This is a genomic window from Devosia rhodophyticola, from assembly GCF_028816475.1.
Lineage (GTDB): Bacteria > Pseudomonadota > Alphaproteobacteria > Rhizobiales > Devosiaceae > Devosia > Devosia rhodophyticola.
Map to the genome: position 1 here is coordinate 133,931 of NZ_CP118247.1, position 20,305 is coordinate 154,235.

The following is a 20,305-nucleotide window of genomic DNA, read 5'->3' on the forward strand; positions in this document are numbered from 1 at the left end:
CCGCTGACGAACGACTTCAACAGCCGTTCGCCACGTTCAAGGCCAGCAATCTCGGGGGCGCTACGCGCCAAAGAGTCACCCCGTCATTGAACAGGAGGCAAAATTGCTATCGTCCCCACCAGCTGGCCGCACACTTACCAATGACATGACATTGATCATTCGTGACAAGGCACTGTGGATCCGCCGTCGCAGCTTTCAAATGGTCTATGAGGCGCGCCTGGGGCATCCGGGCGGCGACTTTAGCGCTGCTGATATCTTGGCCACCCTCTATTTCGGGGTACTTCGATACGATCCTACCAATCCCACCGATCCTTCCCGCGACCGTTTCGTCATGAGCAAGGGGCACTGCACCGGAGCATTCTATGCCGTTTTGGCCGCCGCCGGATATTTCCCCGAGGCAGACCTCAGCACCTATATGAAACCGCTCTCAATGCTCAACGGCCATCCCAATCGCAACTATTTGCCCGGTGTTGAGACCAATACCGGGCCCCTTGGTCACGGTCTGCCCGTTGCCACCGGCATTGCCATTGCCGGCCAGATCGACGGCACCGCGTCGCGAACCTTTGTACTCACGGGCGATGGCGAGTTGCAGGAAGGCAGCAACTGGGAGGCCGCCTTAACCGCGGCACACCGCAAACTAGAAAACCTTACGTTGATTATTGATCGAAACCGCCTGCAACAGGGTGCCCGGACCGAGGAAACTGCTTCGCTGGATCCGCTGGACGACAAGTGGCGTGCCTTCGGTTGGCATGTCGAAGTGGTTGACGGACACAATTACGACGAGCTCTTCAATGTGCTCTCAGAAAGCCCCAAAGGCCGCGGCAAGCCGCTTTGCGTCATTGCCAATACCTTCAAGGGCAAAGGCGTCAGCTTCATGCACGATAATGTTGCATGGCACCATGGGGTGCCGAATGCAGAACAATTTGAACAAGCCATGGTGGAGTTGGTCTGATGAGCGCTGCACCACAGCCCAACGGCGTCTATTTTGATTGCCGCGACAGCTTTGCCGCTACCATTGAAAGTCTGGCCGAGGCCGATCCACGCATTGTTACCGTAGTCAGCGACAGTGTCGGTTCTTCAAAACTTGGCGGATTCAAGACAAAATTTCCCGACCGCATGGTCAATGTCGGCATTGCCGAGCAAACCCTGGTGGCCGTGGGCGCGGGTCTGGCCAATGGCGGCAAACTGCCGTTCGTTTCCGCCGCCTCCTGTTTTCTTACCGGACGGGCGCTCGAACAAGTCAAAGCAGATATTGCCTATTCCAACGTCAATGTGAAACTGATCGGCCAATCGAGCGGTGTCGCCTATGGCGAGCTGGGTCCGACCCATCATTCCATCGAAGATCTCGCCTGGCTGCGATTGTTCAACAATATGAAGCTGATTGTTCCTGCGGACCCGTGGCAGACCGAGCAGGCCATTCGTGCGGCAGCTGCTTATGATGGCCCGGTATTTGTGCGGGTTAGCCGTATGCCCGTTCCAGCACTGCAGCGTCGGAATCCAGTATTTGAGATCGGTGTTGCCGAAACGCTTGTTGATGGTACGGACGCCACCATAATTGCCAATGGCACCATGGTGCATCGCGCTGTCGCTGCGGCAACGGCGCTTGCGGCAGAAGGCATTTCTGCGCGCGTAGTCAATATGGCGACGGTCAATCCACTGGATGAAACCGCTATTGCCGCCGCCGCCGAAACCGGCGCCATTGTCACCGTCGAGGAACATTCAGTACGCGGTGGGCTCGGTGGGGCGGTTGCGGAAATTATTACTGGCACCAATCCAGTACCGATGCGTATCATGGGCTTCCCCGGTTTTGTTCCCACCGGCTCGGCGGACTGGCTGATGGACCATTTCGGACTTACCCCCGCCGGTATTTCTGATGCCGTCAAGCAGACGATTGCCCGCAAGAAATGAGTGCTTCCGAACTCATTCTGGCGATTGATCAAGGCACAACCAACACCAAGGCGTTGCTCGTTTCGCAGACCGGAAAGGTTCTTCATCAGGCCTCGGTGCCCAACCAGGTCAGCTATCCTCGACCCGGTTGGGCGGAGCAATCGGCCCTCGACCTCGTCGCGGGGGTGAAATCGGTTATCGCGACAGTGTTTGATCTGGCCGGTAGTGACCACGTTATTGCCGGTGTCGCCATTTCCAATCAGCGCGAATCGATCATTGTCTGGGACGCTAGTACTGGCGAGCCCATTGGCCCCTGCATTATCTGGCAATGCCGCCGTTCTGCTGACCGTTGCGATGCATTACGCGCCGCCGGGCATGCTGATCTGATCGAAGACAGGACCGGTCTGGCGCTCGACCCGCTGTTCCCTGCCGCAAAAATTGCATGGCTCCTCGATTCGGTGCCCGGTGCTCGTGTTCGCGCCGAACAGGGCGAGTTGCGTGCCGGCACTGTTGATAGCTGGTTGTTGTGGACTTTGACGGATGGCGCCGTCCACGCCACCGACCACTCCAACGCTTCACGCACCCAATTATTCAATACCGCAACGCTCGAATGGGACGCCGAACTGTGCGCGCTGTTCGACGTTCCCCAGCGCATTCTGCCGCAGGTCAAATTCTCCGACGCTCATTTTGGTGACATCGCGGCGGGGGTCACCGCCCTGCCCGCTGGTACCCCCGTTTTGGCTATGATTGGGGATTCTCATGCCGCGCTTTTCGGTCACGGTGTACGCGCTCCGGGCACCGTCAAGGCAACCTACGGCACCGGCACATCCCTGATGACGCTCACGAAGCAACGGGTCCGTTCGCGTCATGGCATGTCAAGCACCATCGCGTGGAGCCAATCTTGCGTGGTGCATCATGCGCTAGAGGGCAATATCAGCGTTTCTGGCCAAGCCGCTTCATTCATGGCTGGCCTGCTGGGGGGCAAGGATGCGGCAGCGCTTTCGGCGCTGGCGCAAACTGTGCCGGACAGCGGTGGCGTTACCTTCGTGCCGGCGTTGGTCGGTCTTGGCGCGCCCCATTGGCGGGCTGACGCGCGCGGCGCCATAGTTGGCATGAGCTTGGGCACCAAACCGGCTCACCTCGCCCGCGCCGCGATAGAAGCGATCGCTTTCCAGGTCGCCGACGTTCACGCGGCGATGGAACAGGATATAGGGGTTCCGCTGGGCGAATTGCGCGCTGATGGCGGCGCGTCGCGGAACGCTGAATTGATGCAGTTCCAATCCGACATTCTTGAATGTCCGGTGGTGACCGCTTCGGCACCCGAGGTCAGCGCAATCGGCGCTGCCGCCCTCGCCTATTCAGGCCTTGGCATCGCGGTGCCTGGCGTCGCTGCCGCACGCACCGTCAATCCAATCATGGATGCACAGACGCGCAACCAACATCGTCAACGCTGGCAGGCCGCCATCGCGCAAGCACTGGTTCAGCCAACGAGTAACAAAGACAACGGAGGACACTCATGACCACCCAACGCTATGGTGCCGGAATCTGGCATTTTGCCACTTATGTCGACCGCTATGCCACCGACGGATACGGCGCGCCGCGCTCGGTCATCGACGCCATCGACCTTGCCGGGCAGGTCAAGGATCTGTCGGTCGTTGATATCAATTATCCTTTTTTTGGCGGCGAGTTCTCTAATGCCGAGATCAAGACAGCACTTGATCGCAACAAGCTTGGTGTCATTGGCATCACGCCCGAAATCTATACCCGCGAATTTTCCAAGGGCGCCTTTACCAACCCCGACGCTGGTGTGCGCCGCCGCGCGCATGAACTGATTACCGAGTCCTGTGATGTGGTGCGGTTTTTCAACGCCGACTATGTGAAACTTTGGCCCGGACAGGACGGCTGGGATTATCCGTTCCAGGTCGATCACGGCACGTTGTGGAAACATTCGCTGGATGGCGTCGGCCAACTGGCCAGCGAAAACCCTGATCTCAAATTTGTCATTGAATACAAGCCGCGCGAACCGCGGGTTCATATGAGCTTTGATTCACTGGCACGGACCCTATTGGGTATCGAAAAGATCGGCTTGCCCAATGTCGGCATTCTGCTTGATTTTGGCCATGCGTTGTTCGGTGGCGAATCTGCGGCGGACTCCGCCCAAATGGCTATCGATTATGGTCGCCTCTTTGGCATGGACGTGAACGACAATTACCGCTCCTGGGATGACGATCTGGTCGCGGGTAGCCTGCATCCGATTGAACTATTCGAGTTCTTTCATGTGTTGCGCAAGAACAAGTGGGAAGGCGTCTGGCAACTCGACCAGTTCCCGTTCCGCGAGGACAGCGTGGCGACTGCCAACCACGCCATCGACTTTCTCAAGGCGGCTGGCAAGGGATTAGACGCACTCGATATTGACGCACTCAACGAGGCGCAGAGTCGTCACGACGCCATTGGCGCGCTCAAAATTGCCCAGAAGGCACTGTTCGGCGCCATGTAGCGCCGAACAATTTTGACCATTAATCCGGAGACGATTGCCATGCTACCGCGTGAAAAACGTGCACGCCTGATACTCAATACTGACGCCAAGAACGAGGCCGACGACCAGTTCACTATCGTTCATGCCTTGCTTACACCGACCTTTGATTTCCATGGCCTGATTGCGGCCCACTTTGGCGATCATCGCTCAAAGACCGCAATGCTCGCCAGTCGCGCCGAAATCGACAAATTGCTTGAATTGATGAACTTGTCTGGCCGCATCCCCGTTGCCAATGGCGCTGCAACCGCCCTGCCCGACGAGAAAACGGCTGTGCCCTCACCGGGCGCGCAAATGATAATTGATCACGCCATGGCGGACGATGATCGCCCACTCTATGTGGCGTTCCTCGGCCCGCTGACCGATATGGCGTCGGCCATTCTCATGGAACCACGTCTTAATGAACGCAACGTCATTTGCGTCTGGATCGGCGGCGGCGTTTGGCCCACCGGTGGTCGGGAATTCAACCTGATGAATGACATTGCTGCCGCCAATGTCGTCATGCGCTCCAATGTCCAGGTTTGGCAGATTCCAAGCACGGTCTATCGCATGATGGCAGTTAGCTACGCCGAGCTGCAGGAGCGTTGCGAGGACAAGGGCGCCATCGGCAAATATCTGTTCGACCAACTCGTCGAATGGAATTTTCGGGTTCATCCGGGCCCAATTGAGCACCGTTCGCTCGGTGACACACCTGCCCTTTCAGTCATTCTCAATCCAAATGGCGGCACCCATGAATGGCGACCCGCGCCAGAGTTCACCTCCCACATGAACTATGTGCACACAGGCCAGCACCGACCGATCAAGGTCTATGACACAATCGACGTGCGCTACATCCTCGAGGATTTTTACGCCAAAATTGCCCGCTTCCACCGTGGTGTGCAAGATCTGGCCAATTTTGGCTAGGCACAAGGGCGATCCGCGCCACGCCGAAAAAGGTGCAAATGATTAGGGCACCGTTCAGTGAACGATGCCCTTCCCATTTTTGAAATGAGCACAAAATGCGCCGTTTCCAGCCTAGCCCACGTCCGCCATCTGTAATTTGCCTTCGTGCACGAAACAGGTCTTATCGAACAGGTTCATATCGACTGGGTTTGGCAGGCGTACATCATTCAAGTCTGGCACGCGCTTGTTGCCGAGCTCGAATGACCGATCAACCTGCGAAATCAACACCACGATAGACCCATGCTTTTTTGCATGAGCCCTTAATATTTCGACCTGCTCCCCTAGATCGGGGTGGCTTCGTTTCTGGTCCAGAATTTGAAGATAGTCGACCACTGCAATCACATCGTTCGCGGTATTGCCAAGGCGATCGACTATATGGCTTGCGCAGATGTCGTTGGACGTGTCGATAATAGGCGGACTGGCCAGCTCGCCGATGTCGATCCCGAGTGCGTTGTAGTGGCTTAAGACATCGCTTTCATTGAATTCAAGGGTGAAGAAGATACCCCGTCGGCCCATCCTTGATGCCGACGCCGCAATTTCCAGCCCCAATAGGGTTTTGCCTTGGCCCGGTCGGCCGCCGAGCAAGACCACATCGCCCGCGTTCAGCGCCGCGATTATCTGATCAGATGCCCGTCCTGTGGGCATTTTTGATGCCAGATGGCTCCAACTCCTAAAACCTTCGGCAATCGCAACGCTGTCGAGCGCATCATGCAGCGGAATATTTCGGCCTCGTGCCATGAGCCTGGCCTGGCGCTTCAGTTTGAAAATCGGGGCAGATAGTCTCATCGATACCTCCTGTTTCGAGCGGTATCCGCAGTCCCTCCTTATGCGCTCGCCGAACAGAACAGGTTCGAAGGTTTAGTCGCTCCGCATGTCAAATGCTGCCCCGTCGGAGGGGGAGGCCCGAGCAAGGCCATGAGCAAACGATATAGCGCTCGACAGAGTCGTTCAATGGCCGTTCGAAGACTTACTGCGCACCGGTTTGTCGCACAGGAAAGTTTGATAATTGACGTCCTACGCACCAAGAAGCAGGCAAGAAAAAGACGTCCGGACCGACGGTTCGGACGTACAGTTTTACAGGGAGGAGCCCTTATTCCCTGATCTGGAATGTCTCAAGTTGAGTTACGGGATGTAGGTTCGTCCATGATAAGAACGCGTGCGTCCTCAGCGAGGGCTTTGGCAATTTCGGATAATCTGCTGTTCGCCGATCATCAGATCGCCCACCAGTGTGTCGGAATTTATCTCATGCACCAGGCGTCCGATCAGTTCTTCAGCCCGTTTGCGCTGCGCTGTTCGCTCGTTATGAAATCCTGCCCGGTGATGTCGCGACCAAAGGAATGTTCTCTGTCACGCTCATGTTGGGACAGAGGTTAAGCTCCTGAAATACAATTTCAATACCCTTGCCCGCCCCATCGCGTATTGATAAAACTGATCACTTCATCGGCAATGATTATCGTGCCAAGTGTGGGTTTTTCAACACCAGCCAGTATTTTCATCAAAGTCGATTTGCCCGCCCCACTTTCGCAAATCAACACGTTGAGGGCACCGGTGTGAACATCAAAATCTACGTCCTGCAGCGCCAAAGTGCCCAGAAACGCCTTGGTGGTTCCCTGCTCACACGAAAAACAAAAAGTCCAACGAAATAAGGGATCACAAAAAGAAAATGGCACCAGAACTGGAGCGGGTAGCGGGAATCGAACCCGCATATTCAGCTTGGAAGGCTGCTGCTCTACCACTGAGCTATACCCGCCCATAATCGCCGAGGGCGATGGACAAAAGTCCTTGCGTTGATTCAAATTCATCAACGCCTCGCCTTCTAAAGGCTAAGTGATGGTCAGGCAAGTGAGTATTGTCGCTTGCGCAGCACGCAATCGAATTTTTGCCGCGACGGAAGTCTGTAGCTGAAATCTGCGTTTACGAGCTCTGAGCGGTCGCAGCCGCTCAATTAAAACACCAGTCCTCCTCCAGCCGCGTCGATGCGCGCGCCAGACAGATATGCCATTTCTTCGTCGAGAAGTCGGACGATTGGCGCGGAAATCTCGTCGACTGATGCGAGACGACCAACGGCAATTGTTCGCTCGACTGCCGCGAGCCTGGCTGGATCGTTTATTATTGGGCTTGTCATGTCCGTCACGGTTGCCCCGGGTCTGACACTAAAAACGCGAATGCCAAGGGGTGCGAGTTCTTTGGCTGCGCCGATGGTGAAGCCATCAACTGCGGCCTTGCTGGCGGCATAAGGGGTGACTTTGCTACGCCCGCCGATGGTTGCAGCCATAGACGAAATATTGACGATGGCACCACCGACACCGCCTCGAGGAACTGCCATTTGGCGAACAGCTTCGCGACAGCAAAGCATTAGCCCCACGACATTGACCTGGAACATCCTGCTCAATGCCTCGGCTTCGAATCCCTCGACCGTCATTTGATTACCGCCAATACCGGCACTATTGACTAGGCCCACCAACGTTCCGAAGGACTTTATCCGAGCAAAGGCATCGACGACGGCATTTTCATCGGCAATATCGGCCTGCAAGGCAATTGCCTTGACACCCGCCTCCTTCAGCTCCGCCAAGAGCGTGTCACACGCCTGTTTATCGGCGCGGTAAACAATGGCCACGTTCTGACCATTGCGGGCGAGGCGTCGGCAAACTTGCGCGCCAATTCCGCGCGATCCACCGATCACGGCTACAAGTTTCTCGTTGGTTGCATTGTTCATGTGTTTCTCTCGATTTGGCTCGACCGACCGCGCTATGGAACTTTCGGTTTGAAAATTCGGTATATGATGTTGGAAACTGAACCGTTTGCGCAATGTATGGTGTTCGTGTCTGGTTTATTCCGTTAACTCTTGTTCAGCTCCAATTTTCCAGTTGAGAATATCGTTATGAACGCCAGTGCTCTATTTGCCCGTTTTGTAGCCGTCGTTGGCGCGGCAGCGGTTGCCGTGCGCCATTCCGGTGATGGTCCACGTCCGCCGGTTTATGGCACAACGCCGACCATTCCCGATGCGAAGCCGCAGGGCAGCATTCCGACGCTAAAAATGCCGACCGCGAAAGGTTGGGAAAACGGGCGCACGCCAAAAGCAGCGTCAGGGCTCAAGGTCAATGCATTTGCCGCTGGGCTCGATCATCCACGCCACATGCATGTGCTGCCCAATGGCGACGTTCTAGTCGCCGAATCTCTGGGTGAAGCTGGTAAGGTCCGAAGCGTATTTGATTATGCGATGGCGAGCACCATGCGCCGCGCCGCCGCAATGGGCGATAGTCCCAATCGCATTATGTTGCTGCGCGATGGCGATGGCGATGGCGTTGCGGAAACCCGGCATGTGCTTATCGAAGGGGTTCGCCAGCCGTTTGGTATCGTTCTTCTGGGCGACACGCTTTACGTCGGTGCGAGCGATGCGGTTCTGGCATTTCCATACGAAGAAGGAGCGACGAGCATTACCGCTCCGGGGCGCGTCGTCATGACGACCAAGCCTGGCGGGCATTGGACGCGCAACCTCATTCAAAGCAAGGATGGCACCAAACTCTACGTGGCAGTCGGGTCGCAAAGCAATATTGCGGAATCCGGACTGGAAGCGGAAATCGATCGCGCCTGTATCCACGAACTGGATTTGGCGACTGGGCAATCGCGCGTATTTGCAGGCGGCCTGCGCAATCCGGTGGGTATGGCCTGGGAGCCAACAACGGGCGCTCTGTGGACTGTGGTCAATGAACGCGACGGGTTGGGCGATGAAACACCACCCGATTATCTGACTTCGGTGCAGGACGGTGGTTTTTATGGCTGGCCTTTCAGCTATTGGGGCAAGACAGTTGATGATCGCGTGCCACAAGACGCAGCCAAAGTCGCATCGGCAACGGCCCCTGATTACGCTCTTGGCGGGCATACCGCCTCGCTCGGCCTTTGCTGGTTGCCTGAAGGTACCCTGCCCGGCTTTCCGGCCGGCATGGCCATCGGTCAGCACGGGTCCTGGAATCGCAGTAAGTTAAGCGGCTATAAAATGGCCTTCGTAGCGTTCGAAAATGGCAAACCGGTTGGAATGCCACGTGAAATCCTGACAGACTTCCTGTCGCCCGATGAGAAATACTCTTATGGGCGTCCGGTAGGCGTGGCCTTGGCTGCGGACAATGCCGTTCTGATGGCTGACGATGTAGGTGATGTGATCTGGCGGGTCACGGCGGCCTGATCTCAACGCCCATCTGGTTAGGACGAGACATATGCATCATATTGGCAAACTTCTGGTGGCTGGGCTTGCGCTCCTGGCCAGCAGCACCATCGCCTGCGCACAGGATGCTCCGGAAAATGCCACACTGGTGCTTGGCGCTCAGGAAAGTGGCACGGTACAGTGGGAAATCCAGACGATAAAGGATCTGGGGCTGGACCAGAAGCACCACCTCACCCTTGAGGTCCGACCATTGGCTGACAGCCGCGCGGGTCAGGTTGCGCTTTTGACAGGTACAGTCGATGTCATCCTGTCGGATTTCATTTGGGTTTCCATCCAACGCAGCGAAGGCAATATGGTGACCGCGGTGCCCCATTCGCTGGCGGTTGGCGGGTTGATGGTGTCGCCAGACAGCGCCATTGCCACGGTAACGGATCTCAACGAGTTGACAATCGGGGTTGCTGGCGGACCGGTGGACAAGAGCTGGGTTGTTCTGCAGGCCTACTATAACAGCATCACCGGCGAAAAACTGGCTGACCACGTCAACGCCAAGTATGGCGCACCACCGCTGATCAACGAGCTTTTGCGCTCAGGCAAGATCGACGCTGGTCTTAATTTCTGGCAATGGAATGCACGCTCCAAGGCAGTGGGCATGCGCGAAGTCATTTCGGTCGCGCAGATGCTGAGCGAGTTGGGCGTTGACGAGCAGCCGCCCCTTTTAGGATGGACGTTTACCGATCAGGTGGCGAACGATAAAAACGATGCCATTGTCCGCTTTCTTGAAGCTTCGTTTGAGGCCAAGGAAATATTGGGTCACGATGACGCCATTTGGGAAAGGCTCAAGGGGGTAATGGGCGCCAGTGATGATCCGGCACTTTTCATTCAACTTCGCGACGACTATCGGCGCGGAATTGTCCCGCGCTATGATGAATCCACTGTACAGGCCGCCGAACAGACTTTTGGATTGATGGCGCGATTTGGTGGTAGCGACCTGGTGGGAAGCAGCGATAGGCTTGCAGCAGGTACCTTTTGGTCAGGATTCCGCAAATAAGCACGCCGACGACAGATAAGGACAAGCGCCGACTGCGGGACAGGCCCGGGCTCGAATATCTGTCGCTTCCATTGTTGTTGCTGGTCTGGCAGGTGCTTGCCATGGCCTTTACCAATCGGCTGTTTCCATCGCCCGTCGCGGTGAGCAAGGAAATGTGGTTTCTCGCGACAGAGGGGAGGCTACTGCTGGATCTGGGCAAAACGCTGCTCCGGGCAAGTGCGGCCTTCGTGATTTCCATGGTGCTTGGGACGGTGCTCGGCATCCTATTGGGGCGCCAACATTGGGTCGACCGGCTTTTTTCAACCTGGTTGCTGGTGGGGCTCAATTTGCCGGCCATCGTTGTCGCCATTTTGCTTTACATCTGGATGGGCCTTACTGAGGGGGCGCTGATCCTTGCGGTCATCATCAACAAGGTTCCGTTGGTGATCACCAACATCCGCGAAGGGGTTCGTAGTTTTTCGCCTGATTACGATGAATTGGCGCGGGCATTGCGGATGCCGATGGGGCGACGTTTGCGTTTGATATTCGTTCCACAACTTTTGCCTTTCGTCCTGGCCTCGGCGCGCACCGGCCTGTCGCTGATCTGGAAAATCGTACTGGTATTCGAGGTCCTGGGGAGTGACGGCGGCGTTGGTTTTCGCGTCAGTCTGTTTTTCCAATTGTTCGACATTACCGGGATACTGGCTTACACAACCGCCTTCATTCTGGTGGTCATGGCGTTCGAATATGGGGTGAACAGGCCAATCGAAGGGAAAGTCGTGCGATGGCGCATGGACCCGGCCTGACGCTGAATATCGTCGAGAAGCGTTTTGACCCATTGGCAACGCCAGTCCTGGACCAATTCACGCTGAACATCGCGCCTGGCAGCGTCGTGGCACTGGTGGGGCCCTCGGGCGTGGGCAAATCAACAATTTTGCGGCTTGTTGCAGGTATTGACCGGCTATTCAGTGGCCGGATTACGGTTGATGGGATCGACGCTGACAAGGCGCACCCGCCCGGTTTTGTGTTTCAGGATCCGCGTTTATTGCCGTGGCTAACAGCAATTGACAACATTCGCGCTGCTGATGGTAAAATGCCCCAAGCAACGGCTTTGCAAGCGCTGGCCCAGGTCGGCTTGAACGGCTACGGCGATGCCTATCCACATCAATTGTCGGGCGGCATGCAGAGGCGACTGGCGCTGGCGCGCGCGCTAGCCATCAATGCCGAAGTGCTTTTGCTTGATGAGCCCTTCGTTTCGTTGGACCGGGCGCTCGTCAATGAGATCCATGGTCTGCTGGCCGAACTTGTCGGAGCCAAACGACCCACCGTGCTGTTCATCTCCCATCTTGCCGAAGATGCGGCACGGTTGGCAGATCGCGTAGTTGTACTGGCCGGGCGCCCTGCCCGCATTGTCGATGATATTGAGCTTCCTACATCACGCCAACAGCGGGACGGCAATATAATCAACGGTTATATCCGTCGGATCGAGAGCGCAGCCAGCACGAAAACTGGAACAAAATTGTAATTTCTCCCAACAGCGCACCATAAAATTCGGCAAATTTTCAGGTCTTTGCGCTGGCGCAAAGACGGGACCCAATTCTGTGATTGATTGCCCCTGTGCCTGTGTCATTCTTGGCATTTGGCTCGCTGCACACGGAGAATTCGCCATGGCCAAATATTCAAATCACCAAAGCGGCAGCAAGGAAGCCGACGAAATTGCCAACCGGCGGTTGCTGGTCATGCTCATCGCGGGCATGGTTCTGGCGGTCATTGGCATATCGGTTATTTTTGCCGTAGTTCACTAACTACCAGCCTGGTCCAGCCGGCCGCACAGATTGTCACAATGATCAGGCGACTTTCCCACGACTGGTGAGAAAAGTGCCGGCCAGTTTGACCAGTTCATTTACAAATAGTGGCCTAGAGAACAAATAGCCTTGCACTGTCTGGATCGAGGTTTGATCGAGCAAGTAGTTGAGCTCGTCCTCAGTCTCCACCCCCTCGGCGACAACGCTCATGCCCAGGGTATTGCCGAGCGACTCGATTGCCTTGAGAATGCTCTGGCTGCGCGGGCGGTCCTGAATCGAGAGGATGAAAGAGCGATCAACCTTGATTTCGTCGGCTGTGATATCGGCAAGCGCCGATAGTGACGAGTATCCCGTACCGAAATCATCGATAGATACCTTGGTGCCCATCCTGCGCAACTGGGGCAATACAAGGGACTGAAACGGCCCCGCCGCAACAATGGCGTCTTCGGTAACTTCGAGTATGATGCGCTGTGACTGCCCGCTCGCGGCTAGTCTATCGGCAAATTCGGTCATGAAAGTAGGGCTGGAGGCTTGGCGCGCCGAGACGTTTATACTAATGCGCGTTTGGCTGCCGAAGGCATTGTCGAGCGCGGGAAAACTGGCAATTGCATCGGCAACAATGATGGTTGCAATGTCATTGATGAGACCCAATTCGCCGGCAATTTCGATGAATTCGCTCGGATTTCGGACGCGGCCATCGCAGTCGGTCCAACGTGCCAGTGCCTCAAAGCCCGTAACGCGCATCGTCCTGATATCGATTTTTGGCTGGAATACGCAACGGAACTGACGCTCGCGCACCGCAACGCGCAGCTGCTGCTCGATCTCAAGACGGGCAGCGGCAACCATGCCCATTACATCATCAAAATAGGCGGTTGTGCCCTTGGCAGCGGACTTGGCTCGATACATGGCGATATCCGCATTGCGCCGAAGCGCTTCGTAATCGCTGCCGTGTTCGGGATAGAGCGCGATGCCCATAGAGGCCGACGAAACAACTTCAATGCCCTCGACCAGAAACGGACGCTTCATTTGCGACTCGATACGAGCGGCAATCGGCTGTAGATCGCTGACATCGTCAAATGTATCGAACAATATGAGAAACTCGTCACCACTAATGCGGCCCACGTGATCACATTTGCGAATACTGGCACGCAGGCGACCAGCAACGCTTTTTAACAGGGCGTCACCAACGGCATGGCTATACAGATCGTTGACCTGTTTGAAATTATCGAGATCAACAAAGGCCAAGGCAATCATGCCATTGTCACCGCGATTTTTGATCGCCGCTTCGACCAATTCCTGCATGCAGGTTCGATTTGGAAGCTCTGTGAGTTGATCGTGGTTGGCGCGATGGGCCAACGCCTGCTGACTCTCCTGAAGCTTGTTTGCAAGCGAGAGCAGACGCTGACTTTCAGCGACGCTTTGATTGGCGTCACGTGCGGCAAACGCGTGGGACGCCAATAGGGCGAATTTTCGCGCCAAAGCCACATGATCGCGATCAAATCCGGCATCACCAACGGGCCGGAGCAACATCATCAAACCCCTACGATCCCGAACCCGCATTGGCAAATAGAGTGCGGGTTGCGATTTTGAGATGGTTCCAAGATCGACGTCGAGCCATTCCACCAGATTTTCGTTGGAGAAGGTAACGGCCGCGCGGCCATCAAGCACTTTCTGGAAGAACCGCCCTGCACACCAGCGGCTATCAATCAGTTCCGCGGGCTGGCTGGCCACACACTCAAGGTGACAATCAACGTCACCAAGTTCAACGAGAACGACCGCGTGGGAAAATCCGAAAATTGGCTCGAGTGCCTTGAACACGCCCGAAAATGGATCGACTTCGTCGCGGCATAGAAGCGCTTCGAGTGCACTGGTCAACTGCTCAGCATGAACAACTTCAGTGCGCAGCCGATCTATCTGCCTTTGCATTATAACGACTGTTTCGCGGAGTTCCTCGGAGCTTTCCATCTGATCAACTCAGTTGTTATTGCCCAAAGGCAATCGCAGAAATCATGAGATTGCCATGGACATTCTTACCCAGGATCAGACCCTGCTCACCGAATGTGAAGCATCCCACGAACGGCTTGTCAGAAAAGCTGTCGGCAACAGTTTGAGACACCTGGGACATCCTGTCGCCAACTGCCAACATGCAGCCGCCGCAGTAAACGACAACACCACCGGCCAGGCTATCGATGCCGCTGGGCAATGATGCTGCGGCCATAGAGGCAACACGGCCGGCGCGGTCCACGAGCCGTTGTTTTTCGCCGCACATGGAATAGATGCGCGTGCCTTCTTCAATTTCGGCAAATGTCGACAATCCGCCTTCAGGCGTTATCGCATCAGGGTGAACAAGCAGGTAATGGGAGACTTCGTTGATATTACCAGAGTCGATACCCAGCGGAAACATGGTCGTGTCCGCCAGGATGTTGCCACCATCAGCCAACCGCTCGGTCAAGCTGCCGCCAATCCATTCATTGTAAAGTTCGGCCGCAGGTTTGTCATCGATGGCCATGATGTGGCGACCGCGCGACTTCGTCACGATGCCGCTATTGCCATCAACACTGAAGCCGATACGCGTGACAATGCCGCTCTGTCCAGACGGCTCATACCCCCCTGAAAGGCAAAGCCTATGCCGCCAGAAGAAAACAGCACGCCAACCACCAATCCGTTCGGCAAAAAGCGGTCAGGACCGAGTTGGCGCCAATTGCCCGCAACCGTGTCGTCAGCGGAACTTCCACCAATGATGGGGCACCTATCACCAACGATGCGGCGCAAGCCGGAAATGACCGCTTCTTCATGACCGGGTGCCTGATAGACCCAGATCAGTTCAGGCAATTCATCGGGGCAGTCTGCGGCTTCCAGTGCCGCCAACAATGCGGTTTCTGCGGATACCGCCGGATCAGCGCCAATTTCGACAATTGCCGAGCCATAACTGCCGCAGGGATCCTCGATCAGGAGCAAGCCGATTGAATCGGCACCGCCCAGTCCTGCCTGGGTCATGACGCCCGAACAGGAGGTGCCGCCGAGCACCGATACACCCGGAAAACGTTGGTTTAGAAACGAGAGAATTTTGCTGTCGTCATGCATGCAACCGTAAAAGACATAGACAAAATTTGGCGCGATATCAGATTTATCGAGTTCACTTGACAGTTCAGCGAGCGCTCCGCTTGTGGTCGTTGCCGACGACATTACTGAGTTTAGCCGAACCATCTACAACCTCTTCCAAACTACGGTAAAATTCTCAACACTATTGCCGATCTGTACAACGCAATCGCTATGGAATTCGTAAAAACACTATTCGTTGAAACCCTTGTAGATGAGATGTCTTAATTTTGACTTGTGAAGCCCGCCTACATTGACGACGTACTGTCAGGCTCGTCTGCGACGTCGGTTTGACAGTCAACAGGGAAGCCTGCGGCCAAGGCAATGTCGCTGATTAATGCTTGGAGTAATTGCCCTGATACCAGGAAACGAAGTCATCAACCCCGTCTGCGACGGTTGTTGACGGGCAATATTGGGTCAAGGCGAACAGAAGTGATGGGTCGGCCCAGGTTGCGACAGGGTCCCCCGGCTGCAACGGCAGCAAGCGTTTGCTGGCTGACAGATCAAGCGCGGATTCTATCGCCTCGACAAAGTCGAGCAGTTCGACCGGCACGCCGCCCGCGATATTGACGACGCGCCATGGTGCTACAGACGACAGGCTGTCGTTTAGTTGCGGGGACATGGTTGAACCGGGTGGTTGCGGTTCGACAGCGGAAAGCCGCACAATGGCTTCGATAATGTCGTCAATGTAGGTGAAATCGCGCCGCATCTTGCCTTCGCCGTAAAGATCGATTGTCTCCCCAGCCAAAATGGCGCTGACGAATTTGAACAACGCCATATCGGGGCGTCCCCAAGGGCCATAAACAGTAAAGAAACGGAAGCAGGTCGTGGGAATTTCAAACAAATGGGCATAGGAATGCGACATCGCCTCAGCCGCCTTTTTTGTAGCGGCATATAGCGAGACAGGATGGTCGGCGGAATCAATTTCGCGGAATGGCAAATGCTGGTTGCCGCCATATACCGAACTGGTCGAGGCAAGCATCAGGTGGCGGGGCGGCGTGGCCCGTGCAGCTTCGAGCAGATTGAGGGTGCCCACAAGGTTGGCATCGGCGTAGCTATGCGGGTTGTCGATGCTATATCGAACCCCTGCCTGTGCCGCCAAATGTACAATGATGTCGGGCTGAAATTCCCGGACACACTTCTTGAGGGTGTCGCGGTCTTCAAGCATTGCCTCGATCGCCGAAAAAGCCTCGTATCCTTCAAGAATCGCGAGGCGCTGGCGTTTGAGTGCGACATCATAATAGGGCGTTACCCCATCGAACCCCCAAACCTCGTGCCCGTCTTCAAGCAGCCGACGCGCGAGATGGAAACCGATGAATCCGGCCGAACCAGTAACGAAATATTTCACTCGGTAACCTCGAAACCTGGTTGGTATTTAATCTCGGGAAGCCCCAGGCCGCGATAGCGAAAGCCAAGAGATTGCAGCACGGATGGGTCAAAAATGTTGCGCAGATCGACGACACGAGGTGACGTCATCGACGCGTGGATCCGGTTGAAATCGAGTGATCTGAAAATATCCCACTCGGTGACCAACACCAGACATTCTGCATTGTTCGCAGCGGCATATGGATCTGCACAGAACTCAACATCGTGCAGAATGGCCTGTGCAGGACGGGTTCCCTGGGGGTCGTACGCCGCTATTGAGGCACCCACACCCTGCAACGCCTCGATGATGGCAATTGAAGATGCGTCGCGCAGGTCGTCGGTGTTGGGTTTGAACGTCAGTCCCAAAACGGCGATCTTTTTGCCATGAACATCCCCACCGCACGTGTCAATTATGCGCTGCGCCATCGCGTGCTTTCGCTGTTCGTTGATGGCGATGGTCGCCTCGACCAACCTCATGGGGCTACCGAATTCGCGGCCAGTCTGGGCCAGCGCCAATGTGTCCTTGGGAAAACACGAACCACCGAAGCCGGGTCCGGGGGCAAGAAATTTAGGTCCGATGCGCGGATCAAGTCCTAGCCCAAGCGACACGTCTCGGACATCCGCGCCTGTCTTTTCGCAGAGATCGGCGATTTCGTTGATAAAGCTGACCTTCATGGCAAGAAAAGCGTTGGCCGCATATTTGGTCAGTTCAGCGGACCGACGGCCGGTGAAAACCAGCCGGTTCCCATCCTCCGAAATGGGGGCGTACAATTGCTCGATTACCGGCTTTGCCTGGGCATCGTCGATGCCGACAATTATACGGTCAGGATAGGCAAAGTCCTTGATAGCGTTGCCTTGACGCAGGAATTCAGGATTTGAGACGACCACAAAATCCGCCGCTGGATTGGCCCGGCGCATCATCTGTTCGACCTCATCGCCCGTTCCGACCGGCACGGTCGACTTTGTTATGACGACGGTGAAATTGCGGATATGCACTGCTATGGCTTTGGCTGCCGCGTGGACATAGGTCAATTCCGCTTGACCGTCGCCGCGCCGGGTTGGTGTGCCGACTGCAATCAGAACAACATCGGCGTTGGCAACGGATTGTGCCATGTCCGGTGCAAAGGAAAGTCGACCAGAGCCAAGATTTTCGGCAACCATAGCGTCGAGGCCGGGTTCAAAAAACGGCACCTTGCCATTTGAAAGATCAGTGATCCTGGACTCATCGAGGTCGATGCAGGTCACCAAGTGACCGACATTGGCAAAACAGGCACCGCTAACCAGCCCCACATAACCCGTACCGACAACAGCAATCCGCATGCTCGTTCCTCGTTGTCTCACCCGACGATTGGTCAGACGATTCAGATCAACGATCTGCTTATGCCATTGTCTTTAGAAGGGACCAACTGCAAACGGGCAATTGGTGATCCAGACTCGGCGATCCGGCGTATTACCTTGGCAGAGGTGGAGCGGGCGATGTATGCCATAGCCATGAGTGAGATGAGATCGGGGAAGAATTTTGGTGCGCCCGGGGCTGAGCCGGCCGATCTTTTGCGCCTGATTGCCCAAAATGGCGACAAGTCGGCCTTGAGCGAGCTTTTCTTGCTGTTCGGGCCAAAAATCAAGGCTGTGATGCTCAAAGGCGGCGCTAGCGATGCATTGGCTGAAGATCTGGTGCAAGAAACAATGTTGACTGTCTGGCGCAAGGCGGCGCTTTACAGCACAGAGCGCGGCGCGCCGAGCACCTGGATTTTCACCATTGCCCGTAATCTGCGGATCGATCAGCAACGCCGGAAATCCAACCGCCCCCATGAAGATCTTGCCAAGGTTGAAATCGCGAGCGACTTGCCCTCAGGCAGCGTTATGGTCGAGCAAAATCAGGTCATATCCCGGGTATCACTGGCGTTGCAGGCTCTGCCTGCCGAGCAGCAAGAGGTGGTTCGCCTCAGTTTCATCAACGACATTGCCCACAGCGAGATCGCAACCATGCTCGCCATTCCGCTGGGGACAGTAAAATCGCGGCTGCGGCTGGCCTATGAACGGCTGCGCCCGCTTCTGGAAGACTTGCAGTGACCATTTCCCATCATCCCGATATGTCCACATTGATGGCGTTTAGCGCCGGGACGCTTGACGAGCCCTATGCAGCGGTCATTGCGACCCACCTTGCCATGTCCAGCGGCGGGCGGGCAATCGCGCGGCGCCTTGATCTTATTGGCGGGGCGTTGCTGAACGAGGAGCAGGATGCGGAATTGACCCCGGGGGCGCTTGATCGGCTGTTGGCCGCGACCGATCGGACGCAACAGCCAGATGAAGCAAGGCCAGAGACAGACGTCCCGCTGCCGCTGGCGCATTATTTGCCCGATGGTCTGACGGGAGCGAAATGGAAATGGTCGGGTCCGGGGGTGGCAATATGTGACTTGCCGTCAAGTGCCGACACGTCGCGGCTGATGTTATTGCGGGTTGCGGCGGGACGCCCTGTCCCCGAGCACGGCCACGGCGGCCATGAACTGACGCTGATATTGACCGGGGCCTATCGCGATCGGTTTGGGGTGTTCGGCCCGGGTGATATTGCTGACCACGACGAGGACGTTGAACATCAGCCAATTGCGGAAATGGGCGCTGACTGCATTTGCCTCGTAGCGGTGGACGCGCCGCTTACATTCAAAAGCCGCCTGATCCGCACACTCCAGCCACTATTTGGACTCTGAAATGGCGAACAAGAAAGTTGTATGGATCATCGGTGGCGGGTCGGGGATTGGGGCCGCGGTGGCGCACAAACTAGCCGAAGCGGGCTGGCAGGTCGCAATTTCAGGCCGCCGCGTGGAGAAGTTGGACGCGGTGGCAGAAGGCCATGACATTCGCCCTTTTCCGATGGACGTCACCGATGGAGACGCGGTCAATCGGACGATCAGCGAAATTGTCGCCGCATACGGCCGCATTGATATGACAATTTTTGGAGCAGCGGCCTGGCAGGCGCGTCGCGTTGGTGACTATGCGTTTGATCCCTTCAGCAAGGTTGTCGACACCAATTTCATGGGGGTGATCCGTGTCACCAACCCTCTGTTTGCTCAATATGACAGGCAAGGCGGCGGGCAATTTGCCGTCATTGCATCGGTTGCGGGCTATTTTGGTCTGCCCCGGTCGGCTGCCTATTCGGCGACCAAAGCGGCGTTGATCAATCTGCTGGAAACAATGCGCGCCGAACTGGCACCGAGAAAAATTATCGTGCGAATGATCGCGCCGGGATTTGTGAAGTCGGAGCTTACCGCCAAAAACGACTTTCCGATGCCGTTTTTGATGGAAACCGACGACGCTGCGAAACGGATTGTCGATGGCCTTTGCAATTCGGACCGGTTCGAAATCGCTTTTCCACGTCGCATGGTCTGGCTGATGAAAGCGATCCGTTTTCTGCCCTACCCCGTGTTTTTCTGGTTCACCAGCAAACTGCTGCCCAATGGCAAGAAGTAGCCAATCTGGAGTCCAAT

21 protein-coding genes and 1 tRNA gene are annotated in these 20,305 nt (G+C 56.0%); 13 read left to right on the forward strand and 9 right to left on the reverse strand.

Annotated elements, in window-relative coordinates; translation table 11 throughout:
• The first annotated feature begins 145 nt into the window (after positions 1–145).
• Genes PSQ90_RS00690 through PSQ90_RS00710 form a run of 5 tightly spaced genes read left to right on the forward strand, consistent with a single transcriptional unit; the run spans position 146 to position 5,323 of the window.
• Positions 146–952: a transketolase gene (locus PSQ90_RS00690; RefSeq protein ID WP_282213120.1), complete on the forward strand. Its 807-nt coding sequence runs from the start codon at positions 146–148 to the stop codon at positions 950–952.
• Positions 952–1,908: a transketolase family protein gene (locus PSQ90_RS00695; protein ID WP_282211531.1), complete on the forward strand. Its 957-nt coding sequence runs from the start codon at positions 952–954 to the stop codon at positions 1,906–1,908. Before PSQ90_RS00690 ends, PSQ90_RS00695 begins: the two co-directional genes overlap by 1 nt.
• The gene (locus PSQ90_RS00700; protein WP_282211532.1) at positions 1,905–3,407 is read left to right on the forward strand and encodes an FGGY family carbohydrate kinase; all 1,503 of its coding nucleotides are present in this window, start codon (positions 1,905–1,907) and stop codon (positions 3,405–3,407) included. Before PSQ90_RS00695 ends, PSQ90_RS00700 begins: the two co-directional genes overlap by 4 nt.
• Positions 3,404–4,384, forward strand: a complete 981-nt coding sequence (locus tag PSQ90_RS00705) for a sugar phosphate isomerase/epimerase family protein (protein WP_282211533.1) — start codon at positions 3,404–3,406, stop codon at positions 4,382–4,384. Before PSQ90_RS00700 ends, PSQ90_RS00705 begins: the two co-directional genes overlap by 4 nt.
• Positions 4,385–4,423: 39 nt before the next feature.
• Positions 4,424–5,323, forward strand: coding sequence for a nucleoside hydrolase (locus PSQ90_RS00710; protein ID WP_282211534.1), 900 nt, complete (start codon positions 4,424–4,426; stop codon positions 5,321–5,323).
• Between the two features lie 111 nt (positions 5,324–5,434).
• Here PSQ90_RS00710 and PSQ90_RS00715 read toward each other — a convergent pair whose 3' ends face one another.
• The 4 genes from PSQ90_RS00715 to PSQ90_RS00730 form a co-directional block, all read right to left on the reverse strand.
• Positions 5,435–6,148 carry a DNA helicase gene (locus tag PSQ90_RS00715; RefSeq protein ID WP_282211535.1) on the reverse strand — a complete coding sequence of 238 codons (714 nt, stop codon included), beginning with the start codon at positions 6,146–6,148 and terminating at the stop codon, positions 5,435–5,437.
• Positions 6,149–6,753: 605 nt separating this feature from the next.
• Entirely contained in the window at positions 6,754–7,068 is a 315-nt protein-coding gene (locus PSQ90_RS00720) for an ATP-binding cassette domain-containing protein (protein WP_282211536.1), read from the reverse strand.
• A tRNA-Gly gene (locus PSQ90_RS00725) sits at positions 7,039–7,112 on the reverse strand. The genes PSQ90_RS00720 and PSQ90_RS00725 overlap by 30 nt, the downstream gene beginning before the upstream one ends.
• Before the next feature lie 195 nt (positions 7,113–7,307).
• Positions 7,308–8,078 carry an SDR family NAD(P)-dependent oxidoreductase gene (locus tag PSQ90_RS00730; RefSeq protein WP_282211537.1) on the reverse strand — a complete coding sequence of 257 codons (771 nt, stop codon included), beginning with the start codon at positions 8,076–8,078 and terminating at the stop codon, positions 7,308–7,310.
• Positions 8,079–8,243: 165 nt separating this feature from the next.
• Between PSQ90_RS00730 and PSQ90_RS00735 the strand changes: the two genes are divergently transcribed.
• The 5 genes from PSQ90_RS00735 (at position 8,244) to PSQ90_RS00755 (ending at position 12,356) form a co-directional block, all read left to right on the forward strand.
• Complete coding sequence (locus PSQ90_RS00735) at positions 8,244–9,545, forward strand: PQQ-dependent sugar dehydrogenase (RefSeq protein ID WP_282211538.1); 1,302 nt, start codon at positions 8,244–8,246, stop codon at positions 9,543–9,545.
• A 31-nt stretch (positions 9,546–9,576) separates the two neighbouring features.
• Positions 9,577–10,572 carry an ABC transporter substrate-binding protein gene (locus PSQ90_RS00740; protein WP_282211539.1) on the forward strand — a complete coding sequence of 332 codons (996 nt, stop codon included), beginning with the start codon at positions 9,577–9,579 and terminating at the stop codon, positions 10,570–10,572.
• Positions 10,573–10,673: 101 nt separating this feature from the next.
• Entirely contained in the window at positions 10,674–11,357 is a 684-nt protein-coding gene (locus PSQ90_RS00745) for an ABC transporter permease (RefSeq protein ID WP_282211540.1), read from the forward strand.
• Positions 11,336–12,076 carry an ABC transporter ATP-binding protein gene (locus PSQ90_RS00750; protein ID WP_282211541.1) on the forward strand — a complete coding sequence of 247 codons (741 nt, stop codon included), beginning with the start codon at positions 11,336–11,338 and terminating at the stop codon, positions 12,074–12,076. Before PSQ90_RS00745 ends, PSQ90_RS00750 begins: the two co-directional genes overlap by 22 nt.
• Before the next feature lie 142 nt (positions 12,077–12,218).
• The gene (locus PSQ90_RS00755; protein ID WP_282211542.1) at positions 12,219–12,356 is read left to right on the forward strand and encodes a hypothetical protein; all 138 of its coding nucleotides are present in this window, start codon (positions 12,219–12,221) and stop codon (positions 12,354–12,356) included.
• A 42-nt stretch (positions 12,357–12,398) separates the two neighbouring features.
• Here PSQ90_RS00755 and PSQ90_RS00760 read toward each other — a convergent pair whose 3' ends face one another.
• From PSQ90_RS00760 to PSQ90_RS00780, 5 genes are all read right to left on the reverse strand, one after another.
• Positions 12,399–14,282: a putative bifunctional diguanylate cyclase/phosphodiesterase gene (locus PSQ90_RS00760; protein WP_282211543.1), complete on the reverse strand. Its 1,884-nt coding sequence runs from the start codon at positions 14,280–14,282 to the stop codon at positions 12,399–12,401.
• Positions 14,283–14,337: 55 nt separating this feature from the next.
• Positions 14,338–14,892, reverse strand: a complete 555-nt coding sequence (locus PSQ90_RS00765) for an FIST C-terminal domain-containing protein (RefSeq protein ID WP_282211544.1) — start codon at positions 14,890–14,892, stop codon at positions 14,338–14,340.
• A complete protein-coding gene (locus PSQ90_RS00770; protein WP_282211545.1) occupies positions 14,889–15,563 on the reverse strand; it encodes an FIST N-terminal domain-containing protein in 675 nt (224 codons plus the stop codon). The genes PSQ90_RS00765 and PSQ90_RS00770 overlap by 4 nt, the downstream gene beginning before the upstream one ends.
• A 226-nt stretch (positions 15,564–15,789) precedes the next feature.
• Positions 15,790–16,803, reverse strand: a complete 1,014-nt coding sequence (locus tag PSQ90_RS00775; RefSeq protein ID WP_282211546.1) for an NAD-dependent epimerase/dehydratase family protein — start codon at positions 16,801–16,803, stop codon at positions 15,790–15,792.
• Positions 16,800–18,140 carry a UDP-glucose dehydrogenase family protein gene (locus tag PSQ90_RS00780; RefSeq protein WP_282211547.1) on the reverse strand — a complete coding sequence of 447 codons (1,341 nt, stop codon included), beginning with the start codon at positions 18,138–18,140 and terminating at the stop codon, positions 16,800–16,802. Before PSQ90_RS00780 ends, PSQ90_RS00775 begins: the two co-directional genes overlap by 4 nt.
• 60 nt (positions 18,141–18,200) lie before the next feature.
• On the opposite strand from PSQ90_RS00780, the gene PSQ90_RS00785 reads away from it, so the two are divergent.
• The 3 genes from PSQ90_RS00785 to PSQ90_RS00795 are packed head-to-tail and all read left to right on the forward strand — an operon-like array spanning position 18,201 to position 20,288.
• The gene (locus PSQ90_RS00785) at positions 18,201–18,893 is read left to right on the forward strand and encodes a sigma-70 family RNA polymerase sigma factor (protein ID WP_282211548.1); all 693 of its coding nucleotides are present in this window, start codon (positions 18,201–18,203) and stop codon (positions 18,891–18,893) included.
• Positions 18,890–19,528 carry a ChrR family anti-sigma-E factor gene (locus PSQ90_RS00790; protein WP_282211549.1) on the forward strand — a complete coding sequence of 213 codons (639 nt, stop codon included), beginning with the start codon at positions 18,890–18,892 and terminating at the stop codon, positions 19,526–19,528. Before PSQ90_RS00785 ends, PSQ90_RS00790 begins: the two co-directional genes overlap by 4 nt.
• Position 19,529: 1 nt before the next feature.
• Positions 19,530–20,288, forward strand: a complete 759-nt coding sequence (locus tag PSQ90_RS00795; RefSeq protein WP_282211550.1) for an SDR family NAD(P)-dependent oxidoreductase — start codon at positions 19,530–19,532, stop codon at positions 20,286–20,288.
• Positions 20,289–20,305: the final 17 nt, after the last annotated feature.